The organism is Cohnella faecalis (assembly GCF_003570905.1).
GTDB classification, from domain to species: Bacteria; Bacillota; Bacilli; order Paenibacillales; family Paenibacillaceae; genus Cohnella; species Cohnella faecalis.
This window is the reverse complement of the sequence record NZ_QXJM01000029.1, coordinates 71,055-92,964: the sequence shown is the minus strand read 5'-3', so window position 1 is coordinate 92,964 and position 21,910 is coordinate 71,055. Positions and strand designations below refer to the sequence as shown.

Genomic DNA, 21,910 nt, shown 5'->3' with positions numbered 1-21,910 from the left:
TAAACGAAAGAGGTGAGACCATGCCGATGCGCATCGTTCTGACGATGGCGTTCGTGCTCGTGTTTCTTTACCTGCTCTTTACGGTCGGGGCGCCGTTCCTGCTCGCCCTGGTCGTCGCGATCTTCCTTGAGCCGCTTACGCAGCTAATGATGCAAAAGCTGCGCATGAATCGGCTTGCGGCATCGACCGTATCGAGCACGGTGTTCACCGTGATGTTGCTTGGGTTGCTGTCGCTCATCGGAATGAAAGTCGTCAACGAGTTGAAAGCGTTCATGGATAATGTGCCGACGTATTTGAAGAACGCCAACGACTACATAAAGGATATGCTTGAGAAAGCTCAGTCCTATTCCAGCGACGGGTCGGACCCTGTGCCCGGCCAACTGGAGGGGTGGCTGTCCAAGGCGACCGAAGCGCTCACCAACCTGTCGCAAACGATTGTGAAGTACGTAGGCAGCTTCGCAAGCGGCATTCCGGACTTTTTTATTTTCCTGATCGTGTTCCTCGTGGCCGTCTACTTGTTCACGCTGAGTCTGCCGATGATGAAGGAGTCTTTCCTGTCATTGTTCGAGGACGAATCGAGAGGGAAAATGGACCAAGTGCTCGCCTCGCTGAGAAAATCGGTATTCGGGTTTCTTAGAGCGCAATTGCTGCTTAGCGTCGTGACGTACATTATTTCATTCGTGGGCTTGCTCATTATCGGTACCGGGTACCCGCTCGCCATCGCGCTGTTGATCGTCGTTGTGGATATATTGCCCGTATTGGGGACGGGGTCGGTACTTGTTCCGTGGGCAGCGTATTTGTTCGTAACGGGAGACATCTTCACCGCGGTCGGTCTAATCCTGCTCTTCCTGGTCATAACGGTCGTCCGCCGAATCATCGAGCCGAAAATTCTCGGAGACGCTGTCGGCATAGGAGCTTTGTCCGCGTTGATCAGCTTGTACGTAGGATATGCGCTCGTCGGCGTCATCGGCGTTTTCCTCGGTCCGATCGTCGTCATCGTCTTCATGGCGGCCCGCAAAGCGGGACTTCTAGACTTCAAGATCAAGCTGCAATAAGCTTTCATAAGCGAACCGTTCCGATATGGAACGGTTTTTTTGCGTTCGCGAGGTAAGAATGCTAGGCGATCCTCATAGGATGTTAAAAGATGTGGTCGTTATCATGGCGACTTAAGGAGGAATTCATCTTGCAGCAGCATGACGGACAATGGCGAGAATATCGGCCATACGTAAGTCCGACGGACCCATGCCCGCCGATTCTGATCAAGTGGTATATCGTGCCCCCGAACCAGTACATTACGTTCCAGCCGATGAATTGGCCGCAATTTTCGCTTGACGAAGCGCTTCGAAAAGGGACGTTATGGCCGCCGTTATTCAGCCCCTATTCGCCGCCTTCGGAGTCGAAAGAGGTGGGTTCTTATGGTTGAGCGCAGATTTCGAGAGCTGCGTGACCAACGTGAGGAGAAGACCGAGGAGAAGCAGCCGGAGCGCGGCAACGAGGCGTATCGCAAGGAACTGGAAGAGCTGCAAAAAGTCGATTTTGCGCTCGTCGAGCTGACGCTGTATCTCGATAACCACCCAACGGATATGCAGTCGATCCAGCAGTTTAACCAGCTTGCCCAGCTTCGGGGGCAGCTTGCATATGCGTTCGAGATGAAGTACGGTCCGCTTATGCAATACGGCCACAGCTTTTCCCGCTATCCGTGGCAATGGATCGAATCGCCATGGCCATGGCAAGTATGAGGAGGGGCGAACATGTGGATTTATGAGAAAAAGCTGCAATATCCCGTGCGCGTGGGCAAATGCGATCCGAGGATGGCTCGATATCTGGTCGAGCAATACGGAGGGGCGGACGGCGAGCTTTCGGCGGCGCTTCGCTATTTGAATCAGCGCTATTCCATACCCGACAGAGTAATTGGACTGCTTACGGATATTGGCACGGAGGAATTCGCCCATCTTGAGATGATCGCCACGATGATCTACAAGCTGACGAAGGACTCGACGCCGGATCAGCTCGAAGCGGCGGGTCTTGGCGCGAACTTCGTCAATCACGACGGCGGGATGTTCTACAACAATGCGGCGGGAGTGCCGTGGACGGCGAGCTACATCGGTACGAAGGGCGATCCTATCGCCGACTTGTACGAGGATATCGCAGCGGAGGAGAAGGCGCGCGCGACTTACCAATGGCTGATCGACATTACCGACGACGTCGATCTTAAGGACAGCCTCAAGTTTCTCCGGGAGAGGGAGATCGTCCATTCCTTCCGTTTCAAGGAAGCGGTCGAGATTTTGAAAGCGGACAGGGAGCAGAAGAAGGTGTACTGAGTACACCTCGATAACCGATGTTGTCCGCTGCGAGGCAGCATCGGTTATTTGGCATTTTTCCATAATGTAAGTTTGACTTTTTAGAATTATTAGAATAGAGTTAATACAAGCTTAGTTTCCGGATTCATCCGGAAAGCGGGGGAACCAATCGTTAGGGGCGCATCATTCCGCGAGGAATGTAGGGAACCATCTATCCCGAGCCCGTCAGCTAACCTCGTCGGCTTTGGATGGGTCGATAGTTGCCTTTTTATTCAGGCCGCATATTTCTGACCCTTCGAGGGTCTTTTTCTGTTTAAACGAATGAGACCCTGCTCGCGGAAAAGCTTCTTTTTTCGCGCACGAAGGGTCTTTTATTTTGGTTCGGGAGGGGGAGAGAGGTCCGGGAGCCGTTTCATGAGAATCGACAATATCACTTGAGGAGGAATTCCATTGCCGCAGCCCAAGTATATTACCGACATCGGAAAAATCGCGCAATTGCCGGAGACGGAGCGGGAAAATCTGAAGTCTATTACGAACAAATTCGTATTTCGCGTCAACGACTATTATTTGAAGCTGATCGATTGGAACGATCCTAACGATCCGATCCGCAAGCTTGTTATCCCGAACGAAGGCGAGTTGAAGGAGTTCGGCCGCTGGGACGCATCGGACGAGGACACGAATTACGTCGTTCCCGGCTGCCAGCACAAATACGACTCGACGGCGCTTCTGATCGTATCGGAAGTGTGCGGAGCCTATTGCAGATATTGCTTCCGCAAACGGTTGTTCCGCAACGATGTCAAAGAAGCGACCTCTGATGTAGAGCCGGGGCTTGATTATATCGCGAGCCATCCCGAAATCAGCAATGTGCTGCTGACGGGGGGCGACAGTCTCATTCTTGCGGCTCCGAAGCTGAGGGCGATTTTGCAACGGCTGCGTGAGATCGACCATGTAAAAATCATTCGTCTGGGCTCCAAAATTCCCGTATTTAATCCGATGCGGATTTACGAGGATGAGGAGCTGCTCGCCGCGATCCGCGAGTTCTCCGGTCCGGAGAAAAGGATATATGTCATGGCGCATATTAACCATCCCCGGGAAATAACGCCGGAAGCGGTTAGAGGCTTCGACGCTTTGCATAAGGCAGGGGCGATTGTCGTGAATCAGACTCCCGTGTTGAAAGGGATCAACGATAATCCGAAGGTACTGGGAGAGCTGCTTGATCGACTATCGTGGGCAGGGGTGACTCCTTACTATTTCTTTATTAATCGTCCGGTTGCGGGCAATCGGGAGTTCGTGCTGCCATTGGAAAAGGTGTATCGTATCGTCGAAGAAGCCAAATCGCTGACTTCCGGGTTGGGCAAGCGGGTTCGTCTTGCTATGAGCCATACGTCCGGAAAAATCGAGATTTTGGCTATCGAGAACGGCATGGCGTACTTGAAATATCATCAGTCGAGAGATGGCCAATACGGACGTTTCATGATGCTGGATTGTCCCAAGGACGCATCATGGTTCGACGATTTGCCGGGCAGCGATCGATATTGGACCCCGCCGCAAAAGAAAACGGAAGCTGTCGTCTCCGTGAACGCTCTGTCGGATATGCCTGTTCAACGGGTTAAGGTGAGGTAGGGCAGGAAGAGCCTCTTATTCGCTTGTGAGCGTCGCTATGAGAATCCCGTACATTGCGACGATTAGAGGTTAAAGTGAGCAAAAAATGGTGAGGGATTACGCTCCCTGTACGAGATTTATTTGTGATTATTTACACTGGGGCTGCTTGTTTGGTTGGTTTTGACCAAATGAGCAGCTCCTGTTTTGCTGTTAATTGCGTCTCCTACGATGAGAAACCTTCCACAAGATGCAACGTAGTACTGGAAAGAATCTTCTGAAACTGGTATATTCCGGATGCCTAGTCATCGAGAGGGGGTGGAGAATGGACATTATTATGCTGGTATTGTTCGGGATTGGAGCGGGATACGCCCTTTTATCGCTCGTTTTTGGGGATTGGCTCGGTTTCGACTTCCACTCGGGAGATTTGCCTTATTTGTCGCCGACGGTCATTGCGACCTTTTTGAACGTATTTGGCGGAATCGGTTATATGCTGTTGAATCAGACCGACTGGTCAATGATAGCGGTCGCATCCGTATCGCTTATAAGTGCGCTTGCGGTGTCTTCGGTTGTATTGTTCGCCGTCGTTCTTCCGCTTCATGCCGCTCAGAAAGGAATGGCGAAATCGGCTAAAGCGATGATCGGACTCGCCGCGGAAGTCGTTACCGCCATCAAAGCTCCTCGATTGGGAGAGATCGTGTATGAGCAAGGGGGGACCCGGCATAGCGCGCCAGCGAAATCCGCAGGAGAACCCGTTATTTCACAAGGGACGTCGGTCCGAATTGTAGGTGAAATGGCCGGAACATTCGTTGTGGAGACTTGGTAAGGACATTATATCATTCGCGTAATAGAGAGAGGGAGTTTCGGAAAATGGAATTAAACAGCACGTTGTTGATCCCGGTTGGAATTGTAATTGTGGTGCTAGTGCTAATCGTAGTGTTCGCGTCCCGCTATCGGACGGTAAAGGCCGACGAGGCAATGATCATTACCGGTGCGCTCACCAAGGACGGAATGAAAATCGTTAAAGCCGGAGGCGCATTCATATGGCCGGTTGTTCAAAATGCATCGATGCTGTCTTTGCAGGTTCAAACGTTAGAAATTCCGACTCCGGAAGTTTATACGATGCATGGCGTTCCCGTCATGGTGGACGGAGTCGCCCAAATTAAAATCAAGGGCGACCAAGAGTCGATCGCGACAGCTGCCGAACAATTTTTGGGTAAGCCGGAGGAAGAGCTTAAGAGCATTGCAACGCAGACGATGGAGGGCCACCTTCGCGCTATCCTCGGGACAATGACGGTAGAGGACGTTTATCGGAACCGGGATGAGTTCGCCCGCAACGTGCAGGAAGTAGCTGCGAGTGACCTGAACAAGATGGGATTGCAGATCGTTTCGTTCACGATCCGCGACGTTCGGGATAAGAACGGCTATCTGGATGCGCTCGGACAGCCGCAAATTGCGCAAGTAAAAAGAGATGCTGAAATTGCCAAAGCCAATGCGTTTCGCGATGAGACGGTGGCAAAATCGAAAGCGATGGAGGACGGCAAGAAAGCCGAGTTCAATGCCGAGACGAATATCGCCGAAGCGCACAAAGCGATGGAGGTGAAGAAGGCCGAATTCAAGAAGGAGCAGGACTTGAAAAAAGCCGAAGCCGACCAAGCGTACAAGCTGCAGGAAGCGAAAACGCTCCAATCGGTTAAAGCCGAGGAAATGCAAATTCAAGTCATTGAGCGGGAAAAGCAAATCGAGCTAGAATCGAAGGAAATCGAACGACGCGAGCGCGAGCTCGTTGCTACCGTGAAGAAGCAAGCCGATGCCGACCGCTATGCGCAGGAACAACGAGCGGAAGCCGAACGTTACCAGATCGAGGCAAAGGCGAGAGCAGAAGCGGAGTCGGTACGTCTCGCCGGTAATGCCAACGCAGATAAGGAACGTGCGGAAGGTACGGCGCAAGCCGATGTTATCCGGCTGAAAGGTTTAGCCGAGGCAGAGGCGAAGGACAAAATTGCCGACGCGCTGCGCAAATACGGCGAGGCCGCTGTCGTGGAGCTCATTATCGACAAATTCCCGGAAATTGCAAGGGCAATCGCTGAGCCGCTCTCCCGCACGGAGAAAATCGTTATCGTCGACGGCGGAGGGAGCGGACCGAACGGAGGCGCAGGCAAGGTGACCGGGTACGTAACGGATTTGCTCGCCAAAATGCCGGAAACGGTCAACGCTCTGACCGGGGTCGACGTGAACCAATTGCTGAAAAGGCTGGCGGAAGGCAGCACCGCGATGAAGAAAGACATTACTCCTCCTGTTTCTTCCGAGTAGAAGAAATAAAAATGAGTCGCTCCTTTAGAGAAGTTCATCTTCTATAGGAGCGGCTTTTTAATTTGTGATGAGAACCTGCTGGTAGAAACGAAGTCTCTGTTAGAATAGCTCAATTAATCAGTTTGCGATCCAAGCATTCCAATTTTTGAGATAATAAAGTAACATGATGGAAGTGTAACCTTAAAATAACGGAAAAAAGCAAATATTATCGATAGGAAGGAGAAAAAGATTTCCATTTTTGTAGTATTTTCAGATTTCTAATCTTAATAAAGTGTAGACGAGTGCACTATCAAGGAGGATGTTATGTTCCATAAGTTAATTAGGATTATCACAATCAGCGCGTTCATTCTTTTTTGTTGTGCCCCAAGCTTGAGTACGAATGCCGAAGAATTAGACCCGGCTTCCGATACATCTGTTCCACTTCAAATCCCTGCGGATGCTGAATTAAAGCAACCTCCGGCGATTGATGCAAGCACGCCTATTTTTGGATCCGATGATTTTAACCCCGATAAATTGCAGGCGGGAACTGAGGGAACGTCACGTACAAGAATAGAATTGATTGAAAAGCGTACTCGCAATAGTAAACAATTTGTGTTGGGAGACGGTACCTTCCAAACGGAATATTCAATGACGGATATTCATTATGAAGACGCAAATGGACAGCTTCAGGATATGGACACAAGTTTGATTGATGAGGATGAAATTGAACTGTTGCCGAACACGACGCTTTCTAAAGAAGTGTTCAATGATGTGGAAAAGGTGAAACAAAAGAAAAAGCAAGGAAAGCTAGATCGATCCGAAACGGATTTCATGGCTCTTAGATTGCCTTTTAGCTTAAAGTTACCCAAGAAAATATATAAAGGATATTCAATTGGTCATGGAAAAGAGAAGCTGACGTTTATTCCGGTCGGTGTTTCCGAAGCGTCCAAAGGGGTTAAACCTGCTGATGGTTCGAAAAATAAGCTTTTGTACGCCGAGGTCTGGCAGAATACGGATATAGAGCTGATCGCCACCAGTCAAGGTGTAAAGGAAAATATTATTCTAAAGAGCGAACAATCTCCGAGTCAAATTTCTTTCGAGTTGAGAGGGAATTTGAATGATCGTTTATCCAATGAAAGCTTGCGAATAATGCCCGCATGGTTGGAGGATAATCATGGTGTACGTCGGGACGTAATCATAACGAAACGTAACGAGCGAGACCGAACCTATCTGGACTTAACGTGGGACAGCGCACAATTAAGCTATCCGGTAACGATAGATCCGTCTACGGAGATTGTAGACGGGAACGATGATACATTTGTCGATTCGGGAAATCCCAACACTTCGTATGGAGACGATCCTCTACTAACCGTTGCCAAACTTGGTGCTACTAATGGGATGTATTCAACTTATAGATATAAAAATGCCTATACCAGATTTTCTTTATCCGGTATTCCTTCTACTGGAACAACTATTACCAGCAGTGTGCTAAGAACAAAAGTTATTAGTGTATCAGACTATTATCAGGCAACAATTCAGCCTTATCGGGTTGCACAGACATGGAATAAATATACGACGTACAGCAATGCACCATTGCGTGTAACTACTAATCCGGGATCAGCCGTTAACGTAATGCAAGTGGGCGGAGTACAGTATGTCTATTTTGATGTCACGGAAATGACTAAGGATAGTTTTTCGGGTGGAGAAATTTCGATTGGATTATACTCTGTCGGCGATAATATCAATCATACAGGGGCCAACGTTTCTTTTGCCTCTTTCAGTTACCCCGGAGGCTGTTCCTGCGATAATGTAAAGCTGATTGTAAACTGGAGTAACAGCGAAGTTCCATCTCCAAGCGCGACAATCACAAGCGGAATCGCATATACTACTCCTTATCCTAAAGTGACATGGAGCTATAGCGGAACGTTAAATCAAGTTAAATATTTGGTCACGGTGTCGAAAGTGAATGGAACGGAAACTTATAGTTCTCAAGACCAGCTTTCGAGTGCAAATGAACATACGTTCCTTAGCGCTCTGTCGGAAGGGACATGGACGGTTAAACTAAAAGTATTTAATGGGGAAAGCTGGAGCAGCGAAGTTACCCAGACGATTACCGTAAATGCACTGCCTACAATTAGCAATTTTCGTGTCGATGCTACGGTAGAGAACAGTCTTACTCTAGCATGGAATGTAAGTAATCCTTATCAAGTCAAGTATCAAATTGTAGGGATGAAAAAAGGGTATTGGGAAACTTATGATTCAGGCATTGTTACAAGTTCAGGAACGAGTCATTCCGTTAGTTTGCTGCGGGGAGAGTACGAGTTTGCTTTGCGTGTTTACAACGGTGCCTCCTGGACCCCCTGGTCAATAGTAAACAGTGCCACTGTCAATGGCAAGGGGTTAGTATACACGTACAACGCATCTAATCAACTGAGTCAATTGGAGAGTTTCGTGACGGGTGCGAAAATAAACTTTCAATATGATAATAACGGCAATCTTACGAAAAGATCTATATCCGTTCCACCACAAAACACTCTCATCGCAGATGGAAACCCTGTCGAATGGGTAACGAGAACGAAGTTGATTGAGGACGGCTATGATGATTTTATAAATATGGCTGACAAGCAGCCCGAACGCGATATTAGACGAGTATACATCGATCAAGATGCTTCTTATGTTTATTTAATGATCGAATTGGGGCGAGTAACGGATTATGATCTATTGTACCCGCACGGCTATAATGACGATAATTATTTTGTTTATTTTCCGATGACCGGAGCCACGACCTACTCTTCGGTCACTCGAAACAATACATCGGTGGGTACATTAAAAGCCTACTATGAAATTGCTAGTTGGCATGAAAACGATGTAACCGTGCACAAATACAATAACGGTTCTTGGCAATGGATGTGGACGGGAACCCCGGAAAGCGATGGCATCGGATCAAAGCGGATCGTGAACGGAACGAAGGTTGCTGCAAGCGCGATTCTGGAATTAAGAGTTCCGTTAAATCAAATTCCAGGGGCTGATCTGAGCAAAGCTTTTGTTGTCGCGGCAAGCGATACGAAAGATGTGGATATCGCGCAAAATTGAATTAATCAAAACATATAAGGAGAGTAAAACATGAAAACAAACAATAAATGGGTAGTCGTATCTCTATGCTTTGGCATCGTATTTTCTAGCTTCTCTGGCATAACGTTTGGTTCTGATAAAAAGGAAGTTAGCTTGGATATAAATCAACCGAGCAAACAACTAGCGGTACCTCCCGACACGGCCAAGCCAGCGGATACAACCATTGAGATCAAAGGGGATAGTCCTGATAATTTCGAACCCCTATTTTCAGGGAGTCTTGAGCAACTAGGCGGTAATTCCGCGATTGACCCCTACTCCATTGACGCTGACCAGTTAGAGAAGTTTTTAAATGAGGGCTATGGACTGGAAGATATCTTCCGGGCAGATGAAATCGGTAATCAAGTCGGTATCGATCCTGAAGAAGTTTTACATGCCAAGACGGATGGAGCCGACTGGGAGGACGTGCAATCCAAGTTATTGGATGAAAAGCAAAGCAGACTTGAACAGGAGTTAAGAAAACAATTTTCTTCCGAGTATAATGCTCTACGATCGTTTAAGTTGACTGAGGAAGAAAAATCTCTGCTGCTATTAGCCAAGCAAGAAAACAGAGAGTTGAACATCACCGATGTAGCTAGGGCATATCAACAGCAAGGAAAGAAAGCAATTAGCGATGCAATCAATCAAGTTAAAACGCAAGATACCGCGCCGGAGATAAATGTTCTTCCCGATCAAGAGGCTGAGAGTCAAGAGGGATTAACGAAAGATTCTCTTGGCAAAAAACAAGTTATTTCGGATAAAGAGAACAGCGTCGAAGTCAATGACCTTCCTCCATTACTCGTTGAAAAGCTCAAGGCGTTCGCAGAAGCGAATCAGATTCCATTGGAAGAGTTGTTGCAACAATACAAGGACGAGAAGAATCGTCAATCCGCTGCAGTGAAAATGACTACGGAGGTGAGATAGTCTGTGATACGAAACGTTAAGAAGACCTTCTTTTCGTCTATCCTGGCTATCGCCATGTTTTTGGCATTTAGCGGAGGGTCCGTACAAGCTGCCGTTAATATTCAAGGGCTGGAAGGCGTTCTAAACAATATTGCCAGCAAACAGAATAACGAAAATCAAAAGCCGTTTCTCGCCGATCGGAACTCGACCGAGGAGTTGATCGACCCGATTACCGGCTCGCTTACGCTTAAGCAGACAGACATTGTATTACCGGGGAAGGACGGATTGGATCTGTCCATTGCCAGAATTTATAATTCATCCATGTCAGAGGGCGCGACTAAAAAAGTCACGGTCACCTCATCTTCCAGCTCGTCGACAACGTACTCCACCTTGGGATGGTACGTCGAAGTAACAAGATGCTACCCGGGATCAACTTGCAGCACTTTTTATTTAGGACCATACACCAGTGAATCTGCGGCGTGGCTCGTCGAAAATGATTATAACTATTCTACGACAAATACATCGTATATTGATTTCGCCTCTCGATTTTATGGACAAGTGCAGACGACATACAGCACGTATACCGTAAAAACCAGTAACATACCAGATAAAAATAATTACCTGCGTTCCCGATATGACTTAGGAACAGGCTGGTTTCTGGCATTTCCTTCCGTTCAGAAAGAAAAGTATAGTGGAAAGACTTATCTGACTTTTCATGATGGAACCGGCGCCTCTTACTCTGTCGAATTCACGCCTGATACAAGCGATTCCAATCTAGCCAATTATGAAGGGAAAGATGCTGAATTTCGGCAGATTCAAACCAACGATCCTGTATACGGATTTAATAACAGCCAAGTCAGCGCTGCATATGTTTTTGTTAGCTCGGACAAACGAAGAACCTATTTTGCTGACGATGGTCGGTTAGTCGGAATACAAGATCGTTTCGGAAATCAAATTACGTTCAAGCATACGAATCGGACAGTATTCGGTAATACGTATCCGTTCATTTCCGAAATAATTGACAGTGTCGGCAGAACAGTCACGTTTACTTATGAAGACACCATCAACGCCACTAACTTTAATGGTGAGAATATTGACGTATTGGTCAAAGATCCAGACAATCCTTCTCATACGGTCTCTGTCAGATATATAAAGGATAGAAGAAACGTTGCTCTTTTAGATTCTAACGATAACGTAATCGAAACCTTTTTCATTCCTACGCTATGGCAAGTAGTGGATAGAGCAGGCCTAGTAAACTCCTTTTCGTACCAGTCACCGTCACAGAAGGTCCGCTTTATGTTTCATACGAAAAGCTTAAATCCATCGGCTTATACTTTTGCTATTCTATTAGCCGAGGCAAGATACCCCCATTCCAGATCCATGTACGAATACGGAGCAACAATTCGTAACTTAGGACCTGATGGTGCGACAGACGCCTATAGAGTAGCACGAAGATACGATGAAGTGCGTAGATATAATCCCAACACCGCCACTTCGTATTATACAGGCAACGATCCGGCTTCCAACGCGAAAATTAACGACACTTCATATGCATACACAAATGATCTAACAGGATACCCGACGTACTCATCCACAGAAGTGCTTCCGACTTCCTATCTTTTTTCGTCCGAATACATGTTGGGAAGCGGCCAGAAAGTTAAGCGGACGTATAATAAAAAGATGCAAATGGTAACGGCGGAAGTGACGACTTCGAGCAATGAGAAAAAACGTGTGACCTATCAGGAATTCGATTCGAATTTTAAGACAAAACCAACTAAGCTTAAAATAGAAGATATAACGTCAGGGGGAACGGCGTACAATACGCAGTATATCGGTCAAACCTATACGGATTGGGGCGGGCTTCAGTCGATCACCCAGCCTTTAACGAGCACGCAATACCAGAATGCGGCTACCAAGGCGCTGTATACGACGTCATTCACGTATGAACCGACCTACAAAATGCTTACTCAAAAGCAGTGGTATCAGAAGGCTGCAACTTTGCTTACGGAATCGTATACCTTTGACACTCTTGGCAGAATTCTGACTTACACGAACGCAGCGAATGAAACGACTCAATATGTATATGCGCAAGGTCCCGAAGGCTTCAGAATCGAGGTAACCAAGCCGCTGGAGAACAACAAGCAGGCAAAATCCGTGCGCATTTACGGACCCGACGGCAAATTCGCTTTTCCGACTATAAGCAAGGAGTACTATACGGATTCAAATAATAATTTAGTCGAATCGACTTCTACCAAAACCTATGATCTGTTGTTGGGGCTTGTACGCACGGATACGAATTCGGAAGGTGCGACGACCACATACAGTTACGACGATCTTGGGCGTGTAACTTCCATTGCATTACCTGCTTATACAGGGGAAGACGGCAACGACTACACCATGACGCAAAAGTATCAGTATTTTCCCTATCGTTATTCTAACTATTATGATGCGAACAATACGCAAATTATTAATACCGTATTAGAATCTTATATCGAACTCCAAAAAGTCGGCGAATCTTTCGGCACCACGTACAACTTACAAAATCAGATCTATGATGGGTTCGGAAACCCGCGGCAAGTTCAGACTTATGACGATGACAATGGTTGGGCTATAACCGATTATCGCTATGATAAAGTAAATCGACCGATTTATGTTAAAGATGCCGAGAGTAACGTTGCAACGTATTCCTACGATCCATGGGAGAGCTGGCGGAAACTGTCGATGCTTACGGGAATTTGAATCGCAGCGAGTATGACTTTACGACTCGCAAGAGATCCAATTATTTTGTACCAGCCGCTAACGTAGCAAGCTTTAGGCAAGCTCCTTCCGCTAGTTTGAAGGAAAATATGCTGGAGTCCATTTTGGATCAATGGGGCAATATCGTTCAGACTAGCGTTTATCCGAATTGGACATCAACTACTGGGGCGCTGAATCAGTATTACACCTACGATTTCAGCGGGAACGTTACTTCCAATACGGATGCAAAAGGGAACATGACGAGCTTTGCTTACGATAAGTTGGATCGTCTGGTATCCGTTACCGATCCGCTGCAGCAGATTAGCGAGTACAAGTATAATCTGCTAGGCGAGTTGAGCGCTATCAAGCAAGGGAACACATGGACGACAAGCCGGACTTTCGACGAAGCGGGAAGATTGATCACGAAGACCAGCGCTTCTGGGCAAAGCGAACAATTCGCTCCTGACAAGTCGGGTAATCTGACGGCCAAATCTGACTTAAACCAAAGTGTCTTTTCTTATCAATACGATTCAAATAATCGATTGAAAAATGAGCAGGTCGGCAATCAGGAAATCCGGACTTTTTATAGTACGCCATTCGGAGCTGGAAGCGTAAAATGGTACGAGAACAATGGGCTAAAGCAATTCCAAACCATATCGTACACCAATTACGGTTTACTGAGTTCAAGTACGATAATCAGTGAAGGGTATATCCATAAATTTACCAATTCGTACGATAAATTAGCAAGGACAACTCGTGTTGAAGACAGCTTTGATCGCTACACACGATATTACTTTGACAAATCACGTATCAAGCGAGTACAAACAGACGGGAGCAGCGCGCAGTATACGACAGACAGCCAGTATGCAGAATACGACTTTTACCCGGATGGCAAGCTGAAATCCGTTACTTACCCCAAGCTAAGCGACGGCACGTATTTGAAAACGGAATATGTATATAACAAACTTAATCGTTTGACGAGCGTGACCAACAAAAAAGGTAGCCAGAGTCTCAGCTTTTTCAACTATGAGTATGACAATAACGGCAATATGACATCGGTGACGGACAGCACCGGAACTACGACTTATGGTTACGATGCGTTAAACAGGTTGACAACCGTGTTGCGTCCAAACGGGGACAACGATGCTTATACGTACGATGTTTTCGGAAACCGTACGATTTCGAAGCAAAGCACTAGCGGCGAGCAGCCTGCGTGGACTGATTCCACCTATAATTTCGACAAGTGGAATCGCCTGACCTCGGTTCAAAGCGGAGCGACTACAACGAACATCCAGTATGGCTTGGACGGGCTTCGTATTAAGAAGACGACAGGATCGGATGCCACGCGGTATCACTATAATGCAGCCGGAGAAGTAATAGCCGAATCTAACGCTGCTAATACGGTGAAGGCCCAATATGTACGAGGCCCCGACCGAATACTGGCCAAGCTCGATAAAACGACACAAACAGAAAAGAGATATTACTATTTGTATAACGGTCATGGCGACGTTGTTCAAATAGTAGATACCGCCGGAGTAGTCAAAAACAGCTACAAGTACGACGAGTGGGGGAATATCGACACTCAGTCGGAAACGGTTGACAATATGTTCAAGTACGCCGGAGAAATGTACGATAAGGAAACAGGACTTTATTATTTGCGCGCGAGGTATTACGACCCTTCCATTGGCCGGTTCATAAGCAAGGACAGCTACGAAGGGGATCTGGCGAATCCGCTGACGCTCAATCTATACACCTACGTCTACAACAATCCGATGATGTACTTGGATCCGAGCGGAAATATCGGGTGGCGCCAGATCGATAATCTGCTGATGGGGATAGCGGCTTCAGCCGGGGATACGCTCATGGATATGCTAAAATCCCCTTGGACCCTGATGCAACTGGGCAAAGCTTTGATCACAGGAGACTTATCGTTCGTGGATTTGGGCAAGGCCATCGGTGCCAGCGCGATCGAGCCAATCAGATATCTCGTAGAAAACTCCAAGCACGTATGGGGAGGAAAGCCGACCAACGCCGAAGTAAAGGAGTACGGCAAGCAACTAGGCAATGTGCTGCAGATGGCGCTGGGCAGCAGCGCCGCAATGAAGATAATTGCGAAGGCGGTCCCTCGATTAGCCAAAGGTCTCAAAGCAGTAGAAGCAGCATCCTGTAACTGTTTCACGGCAGGGACTAAGGTTCAAACAGACGAAGGCGAGAAGAAGATCGAAGACATTGAGGTTGGAGATAGAGTTCTCTCAAAGGATGAAACGACGGGCGAGGTAGCTTACAAAGAGGTTACAGCTACGTTTAATCATGAGACGGATGAGATTTATAACATCTATGTGGGCGGTCAGACGATTGAATCGACCTTCAACCATCCGTTCTATGTGAAGGATAAAGGATGGACATTCGTCAAAGACCTCAAAGTCGGTGACTTGCTTGTTCAGAGTGATGGGGATACTCTCAAGATAGACAGCATCGAACTAGAATATAAGAACGTCACTGTTTACAACATGACGGTTGATGAATTCCATACCTACTTTGTCAGTGATCTTGGGATTTGGGTGCATAATACTGCCTGTAAGCCGATAAACCTCCCATCGTATAAAAAAGTAGAAATTGATATGGAACATATCTCATCTGGACATATTGCAAATGGTTCTCGTGCTCAACAAAGTGGCGGGAAAACTATTTTTCCAAGCTACATGAACGAAGCTCAAGTAGAAAAGACAGTTAGAGCAGCATATAAGAACGGAAGTAGACTACAAACACAGGGAGATAGAGTATTGGTTAGAGGGGAGGCTAACGGAATTACAGTTGAAATGTGGGTTAATACAAAGACAAAGACTATTGAAACAGCATATCCGATATACTGATAAGGCGGTGAGTGAGTTGCTTGATATCATTTTTAATGAGTCATCTATTAACATTAATAAGAAGGGGGCAGTAACAGGCGAAATATATTTTAATGTTGATAATGAATATTTCCCCGGATATAACTGGAGTGATTTTATTGTTGTCATTTTGACATGGTGGAATAAATCAATAAACCAACTTGAATTATCACCAGTTGGGGTAGCTGTTAACTTTAGTTTCATGGATGGCCCGTTCAATATTCGAGGAGAGAAGAAAGAAAATGATAGTGTAACACTGGAATTTATTAAAAGAAATGCAAGCGGAGAAAACATAAGTATCTCAATTGATATGAGCATATTAGAATTGAAACGATTAATTCAAAAGGTATCAAGAAATGTCCTTAATGTCATTAACACTACTAATAGTGTTTTTAATGATGATATTGAAGAGTTAAAGAAGATAGTATCATAACAGATTAATTGACCTTGAGAGATAATTCTTTCAAGGTCAATTTCTTACCACATCGGTGCCGAATAAATCGGGCGGCACGACCCAAAATATCTTAACCCTCATTGGATGTAGATTCGACAAGTCTTTTCTTTTCCTGCTTTGTCATATATGGATAAGAGATAACCTTTGGCAGATACTGGCTGATTCAAGGTCTTTTTTGTAGCCCATCTTACTGATGAAAAAAATCCAAATTCATATAAATTTCTTCGAAATGCTGTGTGCGTATAATCTGAATGAAAAAGCCGACCCGAACAATAGAAATACAGAAAAGATTCGCCTCGCCGGGAGGCTAGTGTAGAGGTCTAGCCCTTCATCGCTCTTTAATCACCGTACAGGGTACAAAGAGCCTACGAGGCCGCTCCTACCATCCGCGTTTATGGAATGAAATCTCCGTAATCTTTCTCCGTCTTCGATATTCTCCCTGTCAAACCAATTGCCTGAACCTTAAACTCTGTATCGAATCTCGTAGTCGTCATCTAGATTACGAACATAACAACAGAGCATGACATCGGTGACGGACAGCACCGGAACGACTACGTATGGTTACGATGTGTTAAACCGGTTGACAAGCGTGCTGCGCCCGAACGGGGACAACGATGCTAATACGTACGAACTCCACCTATAATTTCGACAAGTGGAATCGCCTGACCTCGGTTCAAAGCGGAGCGACTACAACGAATATCCAGTATGGCTTGGACGGTCTTCGTATTAAGAAGACGACAGGATCGGATGTCACGCGGTATCACTATAATGCAGCAGGGGAAGTAATAGCCGAATCTAACGCTGCCAATACGGTGAAAGCCCAGTATGTACGAGGCCCCGACCGCATACTGGCCAAGCTCGATAAAACGACACAAACAGAAAAGAGTTATTACTATTTGTATAATGGTCATGGCGACGTTGTTCAAATCGTAGATACCGCCGGAGTAGTTAAAAACAGCTACAAGTACGACGAGTGGGGGAATATCGACACTCAGTCGGAAACGGTTGACAACACGTTCAAGTACGCCGGAGAAATGTACGATAAGGAAACGGGGCTCTATTATTTGCGAGAGAGGTATCGACCCTTCCATTGGCCGGTTCATAAGCAAGGACAGCTACGAAGGGGATCTGGCGAATCCGCTGACGCTCAATCTATACACCTACGTCTACAACAATCCGATGATGTACTTGGATCCGAGCGGAAATATCGGATGGCGCCAGATCGATAATCTGTTGATGGGCATCGGGGCATCGGCCGGGGATGCGATCATGGACATGCTGAAATCCCCAAGGACCCTGTTACAATTGGGCAGAGCGCTAATCGCGGGGGATTTGTCGATTGTAGATTTAGGCAAGGCCATCGGAGCCAGCGCAACCGAGCCTATCAAATACCTTGTTGAATACTCCAAGCACGTATGGGGAGGAAAGCCGACCAACGCAGAGGTGAAGGAGTACGGCAAGCAGTTGGGCAATGTGCTGCAGATGGCGCTGGGCAGCAGCGCGGCAATGAAGATCATTGCGAAGGCGGTCCCTCGATTAGCCAAAGGTCTCAAAGCAGTAGAAGCAGCGTCCTGTAACTGTTCACGGCAGGGACTAAGGTTCAAACAGACGAAGGGGAGAAAAACATCGAAGACATTGAAGTCGGAGATATGGTTCTCTCGAAGGATGAAGAGACTCGTGAGGTAGCGTACAAAGAGGTTACGGCTACAATGAACCATGAGACGGATGAGATTTACAGCATCCATGTGGGCGACCAAGTAATAGAATCGACCTTCAATCATCCGTTCTATGTGGAAGACAAGGGATGGACGTTTGTCAAAGACCTCAAGGTTGGTGACTTGCTTGTTCAGAGTGATGGGAATACACTGGAAATAACCAGTATTGAACTGTTGCACAAGCACGTCACAGTTTACAACATGACAGTCGATGAATTCCATACCTACTTCGTCAGTGACCTTGGTATTTGGGTTCATAATACGAATTGTCCATTTGGAAAGTATGAGGACGCACCATATCATGGTACTACCAATAATAGTGTGAAGATTAAGGCGCCGATTGACGGGCAAGACGCATTAAATAAGTCATTATCTATTGGGCCAAATACTGACCGAAGAATAGCAGTTAGTAACGGGGAGTTCGTTGTTCTTGATAAAACAAGCGATGGGCTTTACCATGGGCATGTTAGGTCATGGAGTGAACTGACCCCAACAATGCAAGCTATTCTTAGGAAGGAAGGGCTTGTAGATAAGAAAGGTAGGATAAAATGAGTATTTATTGCTCCATTAAGTTGACCGAGGATACTCAATTTGACTTTTATTCTGAGTATCCGATAAAAAATAAACTTGATGAAATATCTGTAATATTTAAAGAAAAACCCAATGAAGTGTGTATCTTTATAGATACAATTCAAGAGGCTGTGACCACTATTTATAGAGGTCTATCTAAATGTGTAACAAATCAAATGACACTTAATTCAACTCTAGACATCGGTAGAGTGGGGGAAAAGTGGAATGTTTGGACAAATGACTTATCGGACGAAGTAGGAGAAGACGAGGAGGATGTGTACCAAGAATATTGGATTTGGTCTAGTAGAGATTTTCAAACCTGGGTTTATCAGAAAGACGGTAAATCTTATATTGAACTCAGTCCTAGTTATAGGTGGCACTATGTAGAACCAATAGAAAATGAGGAAGTCATACCTTTTGAAGCGTTTATGAAAGGGTACAAACCTACAGTCATTAAAATTACTTCGGAGCAATTAACAATACTTCTTGATTCACTAAGTAAAATTAAACATGATTTAGGGATTTCCTAGTCACTAAGACCTTGAGGGCTGCAATCCTCAAGGTCTTTCTTTACCCAATCCAGTGCCGAATGAATCGGGCGGCTAAGTCGTAACCCGCTTTATTTAATAATTCATAGTGACTTCCCTCGGAAACTGAACTCATATAATGCCAATCGCCCGTATGTCTCGTCCTGCTTGAGCGGGGTGAATCATTCAAGACTAGAAAGTTCTTATTCAAAGGGAACTGAATGAAACGAGGAGATATCTGATGGCCAACAAATCAATAAGTGTTCCTGCTGATATTAAGGCTTTTCTGGACGGACTTCCGAATGCGAGCAGCTACGTGGTGGATCTGATTAACCGAGATCGCGGGAGCGGCGACGCGAATCTGGAGAATTCGATTCGGAAAGTGTTAACTGAACTGCTCTCGGAGCTAAAGCCCCCTCCCGTCCAGTCTGATCCACAATGGCACGTACTGGAATCACGAGCTTGCTTGGAACTAACGTTAGCCGCCGATGACCCGTCCGACCTCGTTGACCCCCGTGTCCTTGCGGAGATTGACCGTCTGGCTGGGCGAGAGGATTACTTGACCCGCGTTCGGATGGACGGCGTTATGACCTTTGGGCAGAACGAGCTGGCGAGAAGGACGTTGTACTATGAGCGAAACGAGCCTATCCGCTAATCGTTACGCGAACCGAACGAAGTCCGCCTACGCGAATTGGACGTATGACGACCGGAAACCGTGCAAGGTGGACTTCTCGGCACTTCCTTGAGACTTTATTTGCAAGTATCGGTAAGATGGACGAGAGAGAGCGTTATGGAGCCTGTGACCACGATGACCGAATCGAGCGGAGGATTGGACGTGGAAGATTCCCTTGAAGCAGCGCTAAGAAGGAAACTCATCCGCTTGGAAAATCGCGAGCGGAAGCCTGCGGTGTACGACCCTGCCAGAAGAACGGAAGCGGATGTGCTCCGCTCGTTGCTGGAGAATGGGATTTGGGTTCGACCTGTGAAGGATGCTGAAAGCGGCGAACGTGAGGAGTAACGCTGCGCCGGAAAAAGAGCGATAGAACTTTCCTATCGGTGACTGAGTCTCGATAAGCTCCTGTAATACTATGGTATATCTATACCGAGAGACGAATGAATATACCGCCGATCGGCTACGCTTTGGGCTGATTCTATGGAGAACGTGCCATGTGCTCCGATGTGGAGAATACAGGAATCGGCTGCGCTGCTATGGGAAATCAGGTCTTCTCCAAGCGAGACGAGACTGTAGGAGTTGTGGTATACGACGTATAAAAGCGGTGGCGATATTCAGAAGTAGAACATGATTCTACACCTGAACATCCTGCTCTTCCCGAAGACCGAAGGTAAGAAGGCGGACGGAGCGAAGCGGAGTCTTTCGAGCGAAGCGAAGAACGGATGGTGAGAAAGAGGAAGAACGTGAAGCCGCCTGAATATCTGTGGGCAGGGTCTGCCCAATGGAGCCTGAGCCGCTTCGCGCAGATAAAGCTTCAAGGAATTGAATGTGCTCTACTCCTCGCTATCGCTCGGAGAGGACTTCGCTTCGCTCGTCCTTCGAAGTCTTACGAGATGGTATCGAGGTATCTGGATGAATGAGAATGCGCTGGAAATTCCCTGTTCTCTGGAAGTGAATGGCTCTAACTCGCCCCCGATGGCGACTGGATGGACGTTAATCGTCCTGAAGTCGCTGATGGGGGCTTTTATGCGTTTATATGCTGTAATGCCTTCCCCGTGTTGTCCTTCGCGTTGAACGAAGAAATAGTTCGGTTCCCATGAGCACAACGTGGTGTGGATTTCGGAGTGCCTGATTTATTTAGGTATCTGTAACAAGAAAGGAAGATGAAGCGATATGGGCTGCTCTTCAACCAACGAAATCGAGGGCTGGGAATCTATCTGGATGAAGAGGAGGAGGGGTGAGCTGTATATCACTGTTTCCTCCAACGATTTTAAGACTCTCTTGCGCCCGAAGACGACGATTGCTGTAGCGACGTTGGCAAGGTCAGAGGGTTATGGAAGGCTTTGGCGTATGGACTGGCCGAGTCAGGAAAGAGGCAAGTTTGAGCGTAAGTATTGCTTCCGTAAAACCCGGAGAGGAGATGGATGCGATGAAAAGCTACAACTGCCAGATGGTGAAGATTGGTAATTGTCTGCGTACGAAACGCTACGGACGGAAGATTTACGAGGGCGGGAAGAATCCACGGAGATCGAAGGCGGAGCGAAGCGCGGAAATTGCGGAGGTAGCTGATAACCCGTTGTTGTCGAAGCTAGAGAAGCTCATCCACACGGCGATTCTGGAGCCGTCGAAAAGGGAAGAACATGCCGGAAAGCGTCCTGACCGAACGCCGAAGCCGGGACGACTGACGCTCTCTGAGCGTGAGCGCTTCTGTCACCTGATGGATCGGAACTTCTGCGAAGGTCATAAGTTCCTTACGTTGACCTATGAGAAGGAAGACGTATCGTTGGATGAATCGGTCAGAGACTTCGAGAACTGGGTGAAGCGGATGCGCGAACGGTACGATGATTTTAAGTATCTCGCCGTCCGTTCCTTTCAGCGGAGCGGAACGCTTCACTATCACCTGCTCGCTGATCTCCCTACGATTCCGAGAGCGGAGTTGGCGGATGGGACGTTTAGCGCCATCTGGGGGCATGGAAGCGTTGATCTGAGGCGGATTTATTGCCTGCCGATGGAGGGCCACCTTCGCGCTATCCTCGGGCCAATGACGGTAGAGGACGTTTATCGGAACCGGGATGAGTTCGCCCGCAACGTTGCTGAAAAGGCTGGCGGAAGGCAGCACGGCGATGAAGAAAGACATTACCC

17 protein-coding genes, 1 pseudogene and 1 riboswitch are annotated in these 21,910 nt (G+C 47.0%); all 18 genes and pseudogenes read left to right on the top strand.

The window, feature by feature from the left end; genetic code table 11:
* Window positions 1–20: 20 nt before the first annotated feature.
* Complete coding sequence (gene ytvI, locus D3H35_RS08255; RefSeq protein ID WP_119148621.1) at window positions 21–1,055, top strand: sporulation integral membrane protein YtvI; 1,035 nt, start codon at window positions 21–23, stop codon at window positions 1,053–1,055.
* Window positions 1,056–1,183: 128 nt separating this feature from the next.
* Entirely contained in the window at window positions 1,184–1,423 is a 240-nt protein-coding gene (locus D3H35_RS08250; protein WP_233567829.1) for a spore coat associated protein CotJA, read from the top strand.
* On the top strand, window positions 1,416–1,739 hold the full coding sequence (locus D3H35_RS08245) for a spore coat protein CotJB (protein ID WP_119148619.1): 324 nt from the start codon (window positions 1,416–1,418) through the stop codon (window positions 1,737–1,739). The genes D3H35_RS08250 and D3H35_RS08245 overlap by 8 nt, the downstream gene beginning before the upstream one ends.
* 12 nt (window positions 1,740–1,751) lie before the next feature.
* The gene (locus D3H35_RS08240; RefSeq protein WP_119148618.1) at window positions 1,752–2,321 is read left to right on the top strand and encodes a manganese catalase family protein; all 570 of its coding nucleotides are present in this window, start codon (window positions 1,752–1,754) and stop codon (window positions 2,319–2,321) included.
* Between the two features lie 98 nt (window positions 2,322–2,419).
* Window positions 2,420–2,560, top strand: a riboswitch (cyclic di-AMP (ydaO/yuaA leader).
* Between the two features lie 190 nt (window positions 2,561–2,750).
* Entirely contained in the window at window positions 2,751–3,923 is a 1,173-nt protein-coding gene (locus tag D3H35_RS08235) for a KamA family radical SAM protein (protein ID WP_119148617.1), read from the top strand.
* Between the two features lie 301 nt (window positions 3,924–4,224).
* Window positions 4,225–4,725, top strand: coding sequence for an NfeD family protein (locus D3H35_RS08230; protein ID WP_119148616.1), 501 nt, complete (start codon window positions 4,225–4,227; stop codon window positions 4,723–4,725).
* Between the two features lie 44 nt (window positions 4,726–4,769).
* The gene (locus tag D3H35_RS08225) at window positions 4,770–6,212 is read left to right on the top strand and encodes a flotillin family protein (RefSeq protein WP_119148615.1); all 1,443 of its coding nucleotides are present in this window, start codon (window positions 4,770–4,772) and stop codon (window positions 6,210–6,212) included.
* Window positions 6,213–6,515: 303 nt separating this feature from the next.
* Window positions 6,516–9,284 carry a fibronectin type III domain-containing protein gene (locus D3H35_RS08220; RefSeq protein WP_119148614.1) on the top strand — a complete coding sequence of 923 codons (2,769 nt, stop codon included), beginning with the start codon at window positions 6,516–6,518 and terminating at the stop codon, window positions 9,282–9,284.
* Window positions 9,285–9,314: 30 nt separating this feature from the next.
* The gene (locus D3H35_RS08215) at window positions 9,315–10,223 is read left to right on the top strand and encodes a hypothetical protein (protein WP_119148613.1); all 909 of its coding nucleotides are present in this window, start codon (window positions 9,315–9,317) and stop codon (window positions 10,221–10,223) included.
* A gap of 3 nt (window positions 10,224–10,226) precedes the next feature.
* On the top strand, window positions 10,227–12,941 hold the full coding sequence (locus tag D3H35_RS08210; RefSeq protein ID WP_119148612.1) for an RHS repeat protein: 2,715 nt from the start codon (window positions 10,227–10,229) through the stop codon (window positions 12,939–12,941).
* Window positions 12,899–15,811 carry a polymorphic toxin-type HINT domain-containing protein gene (locus D3H35_RS08205; RefSeq protein WP_119148611.1) on the top strand — a complete coding sequence of 971 codons (2,913 nt, stop codon included), beginning with the start codon at window positions 12,899–12,901 and terminating at the stop codon, window positions 15,809–15,811. The genes D3H35_RS08210 and D3H35_RS08205 overlap by 43 nt, the downstream gene beginning before the upstream one ends.
* A gap of 16 nt (window positions 15,812–15,827) precedes the next feature.
* Entirely contained in the window at window positions 15,828–16,262 is a 435-nt protein-coding gene (locus D3H35_RS08200) for a hypothetical protein (protein ID WP_119148610.1), read from the top strand.
* A gap of 1,026 nt (window positions 16,263–17,288) precedes the next feature.
* On the top strand, window positions 17,289–17,969 hold the full coding sequence (locus D3H35_RS32185; protein ID WP_119148608.1) for an RHS repeat-associated core domain-containing protein: 681 nt from the start codon (window positions 17,289–17,291) through the stop codon (window positions 17,967–17,969).
* A complete protein-coding gene (locus tag D3H35_RS32180; protein ID WP_119148607.1) occupies window positions 17,861–18,550 on the top strand; it encodes a polymorphic toxin-type HINT domain-containing protein in 690 nt (229 codons plus the stop codon). Before D3H35_RS32185 ends, D3H35_RS32180 begins: the two co-directional genes overlap by 109 nt.
* Window positions 18,547–19,098 (top strand): hypothetical protein, encoded by a 552-nt coding sequence (locus D3H35_RS08180; protein ID WP_119148606.1) that lies wholly within the window; start codon window positions 18,547–18,549, stop codon window positions 19,096–19,098. The genes D3H35_RS32180 and D3H35_RS08180 overlap by 4 nt, the downstream gene beginning before the upstream one ends.
* A 238-nt stretch (window positions 19,099–19,336) precedes the next feature.
* Window positions 19,337–19,750 carry a hypothetical protein gene (locus tag D3H35_RS08175; protein WP_119148605.1) on the top strand — a complete coding sequence of 138 codons (414 nt, stop codon included), beginning with the start codon at window positions 19,337–19,339 and terminating at the stop codon, window positions 19,748–19,750.
* 135 nt (window positions 19,751–19,885) lie between these two features.
* Window positions 19,886–20,113 (top strand): hypothetical protein, encoded by a 228-nt coding sequence (locus D3H35_RS08170; protein WP_119148604.1) that lies wholly within the window; start codon window positions 19,886–19,888, stop codon window positions 20,111–20,113.
* A 988-nt stretch (window positions 20,114–21,101) separates the two neighbouring features.
* Window positions 21,102–21,749 (top strand): annotated as a pseudogene (locus D3H35_RS08155) (rolling circle replication-associated protein); the annotation flags it as partial.
* Between the last annotated feature and the right edge of the window lie 161 nt (window positions 21,750–21,910).

Excerpts from the sequence above, each read along its gene's own strand:
- ytvI (WP_119148621.1), top strand. The coding sequence starts at position 21 with ATGCCGATGCGCATCGTTCTGACGATGGCGTTCGTGCTCGTGTTTCTT.
- D3H35_RS08245 (WP_119148619.1), top strand. The coding sequence starts at position 1,416 with ATGGTTGAGCGCAGATTTCGAGAGCTGCGTGACCAACGTGAGGAGAAG.
- D3H35_RS08240 (WP_119148618.1), top strand. The coding sequence starts at position 1,752 with ATGTGGATTTATGAGAAAAAGCTGCAATATCCCGTGCGCGTGGGCAAA.
- D3H35_RS08230 (WP_119148616.1), top strand. The coding sequence starts at position 4,225 with ATGGACATTATTATGCTGGTATTGTTCGGGATTGGAGCGGGATACGCC.
- D3H35_RS08225 (WP_119148615.1), top strand. The coding sequence starts at position 4,770 with ATGGAATTAAACAGCACGTTGTTGATCCCGGTTGGAATTGTAATTGTG.
- D3H35_RS08220 (WP_119148614.1), top strand. The coding sequence starts at position 6,516 with ATGTTCCATAAGTTAATTAGGATTATCACAATCAGCGCGTTCATTCTT.
- D3H35_RS08215 (WP_119148613.1), top strand. The coding sequence starts at position 9,315 with ATGAAAACAAACAATAAATGGGTAGTCGTATCTCTATGCTTTGGCATC.
- D3H35_RS08205 (WP_119148611.1), top strand. The coding sequence starts at position 12,899 with ATGGGAGAGCTGGCGGAAACTGTCGATGCTTACGGGAATTTGAATCGC.
- D3H35_RS08180 (WP_119148606.1), top strand. The coding sequence starts at position 18,547 with ATGAGTATTTATTGCTCCATTAAGTTGACCGAGGATACTCAATTTGAC.
- D3H35_RS08175 (WP_119148605.1), top strand. The coding sequence starts at position 19,337 with ATGGCCAACAAATCAATAAGTGTTCCTGCTGATATTAAGGCTTTTCTG.
- D3H35_RS08170 (WP_119148604.1), top strand. The coding sequence starts at position 19,886 with ATGGAGCCTGTGACCACGATGACCGAATCGAGCGGAGGATTGGACGTG.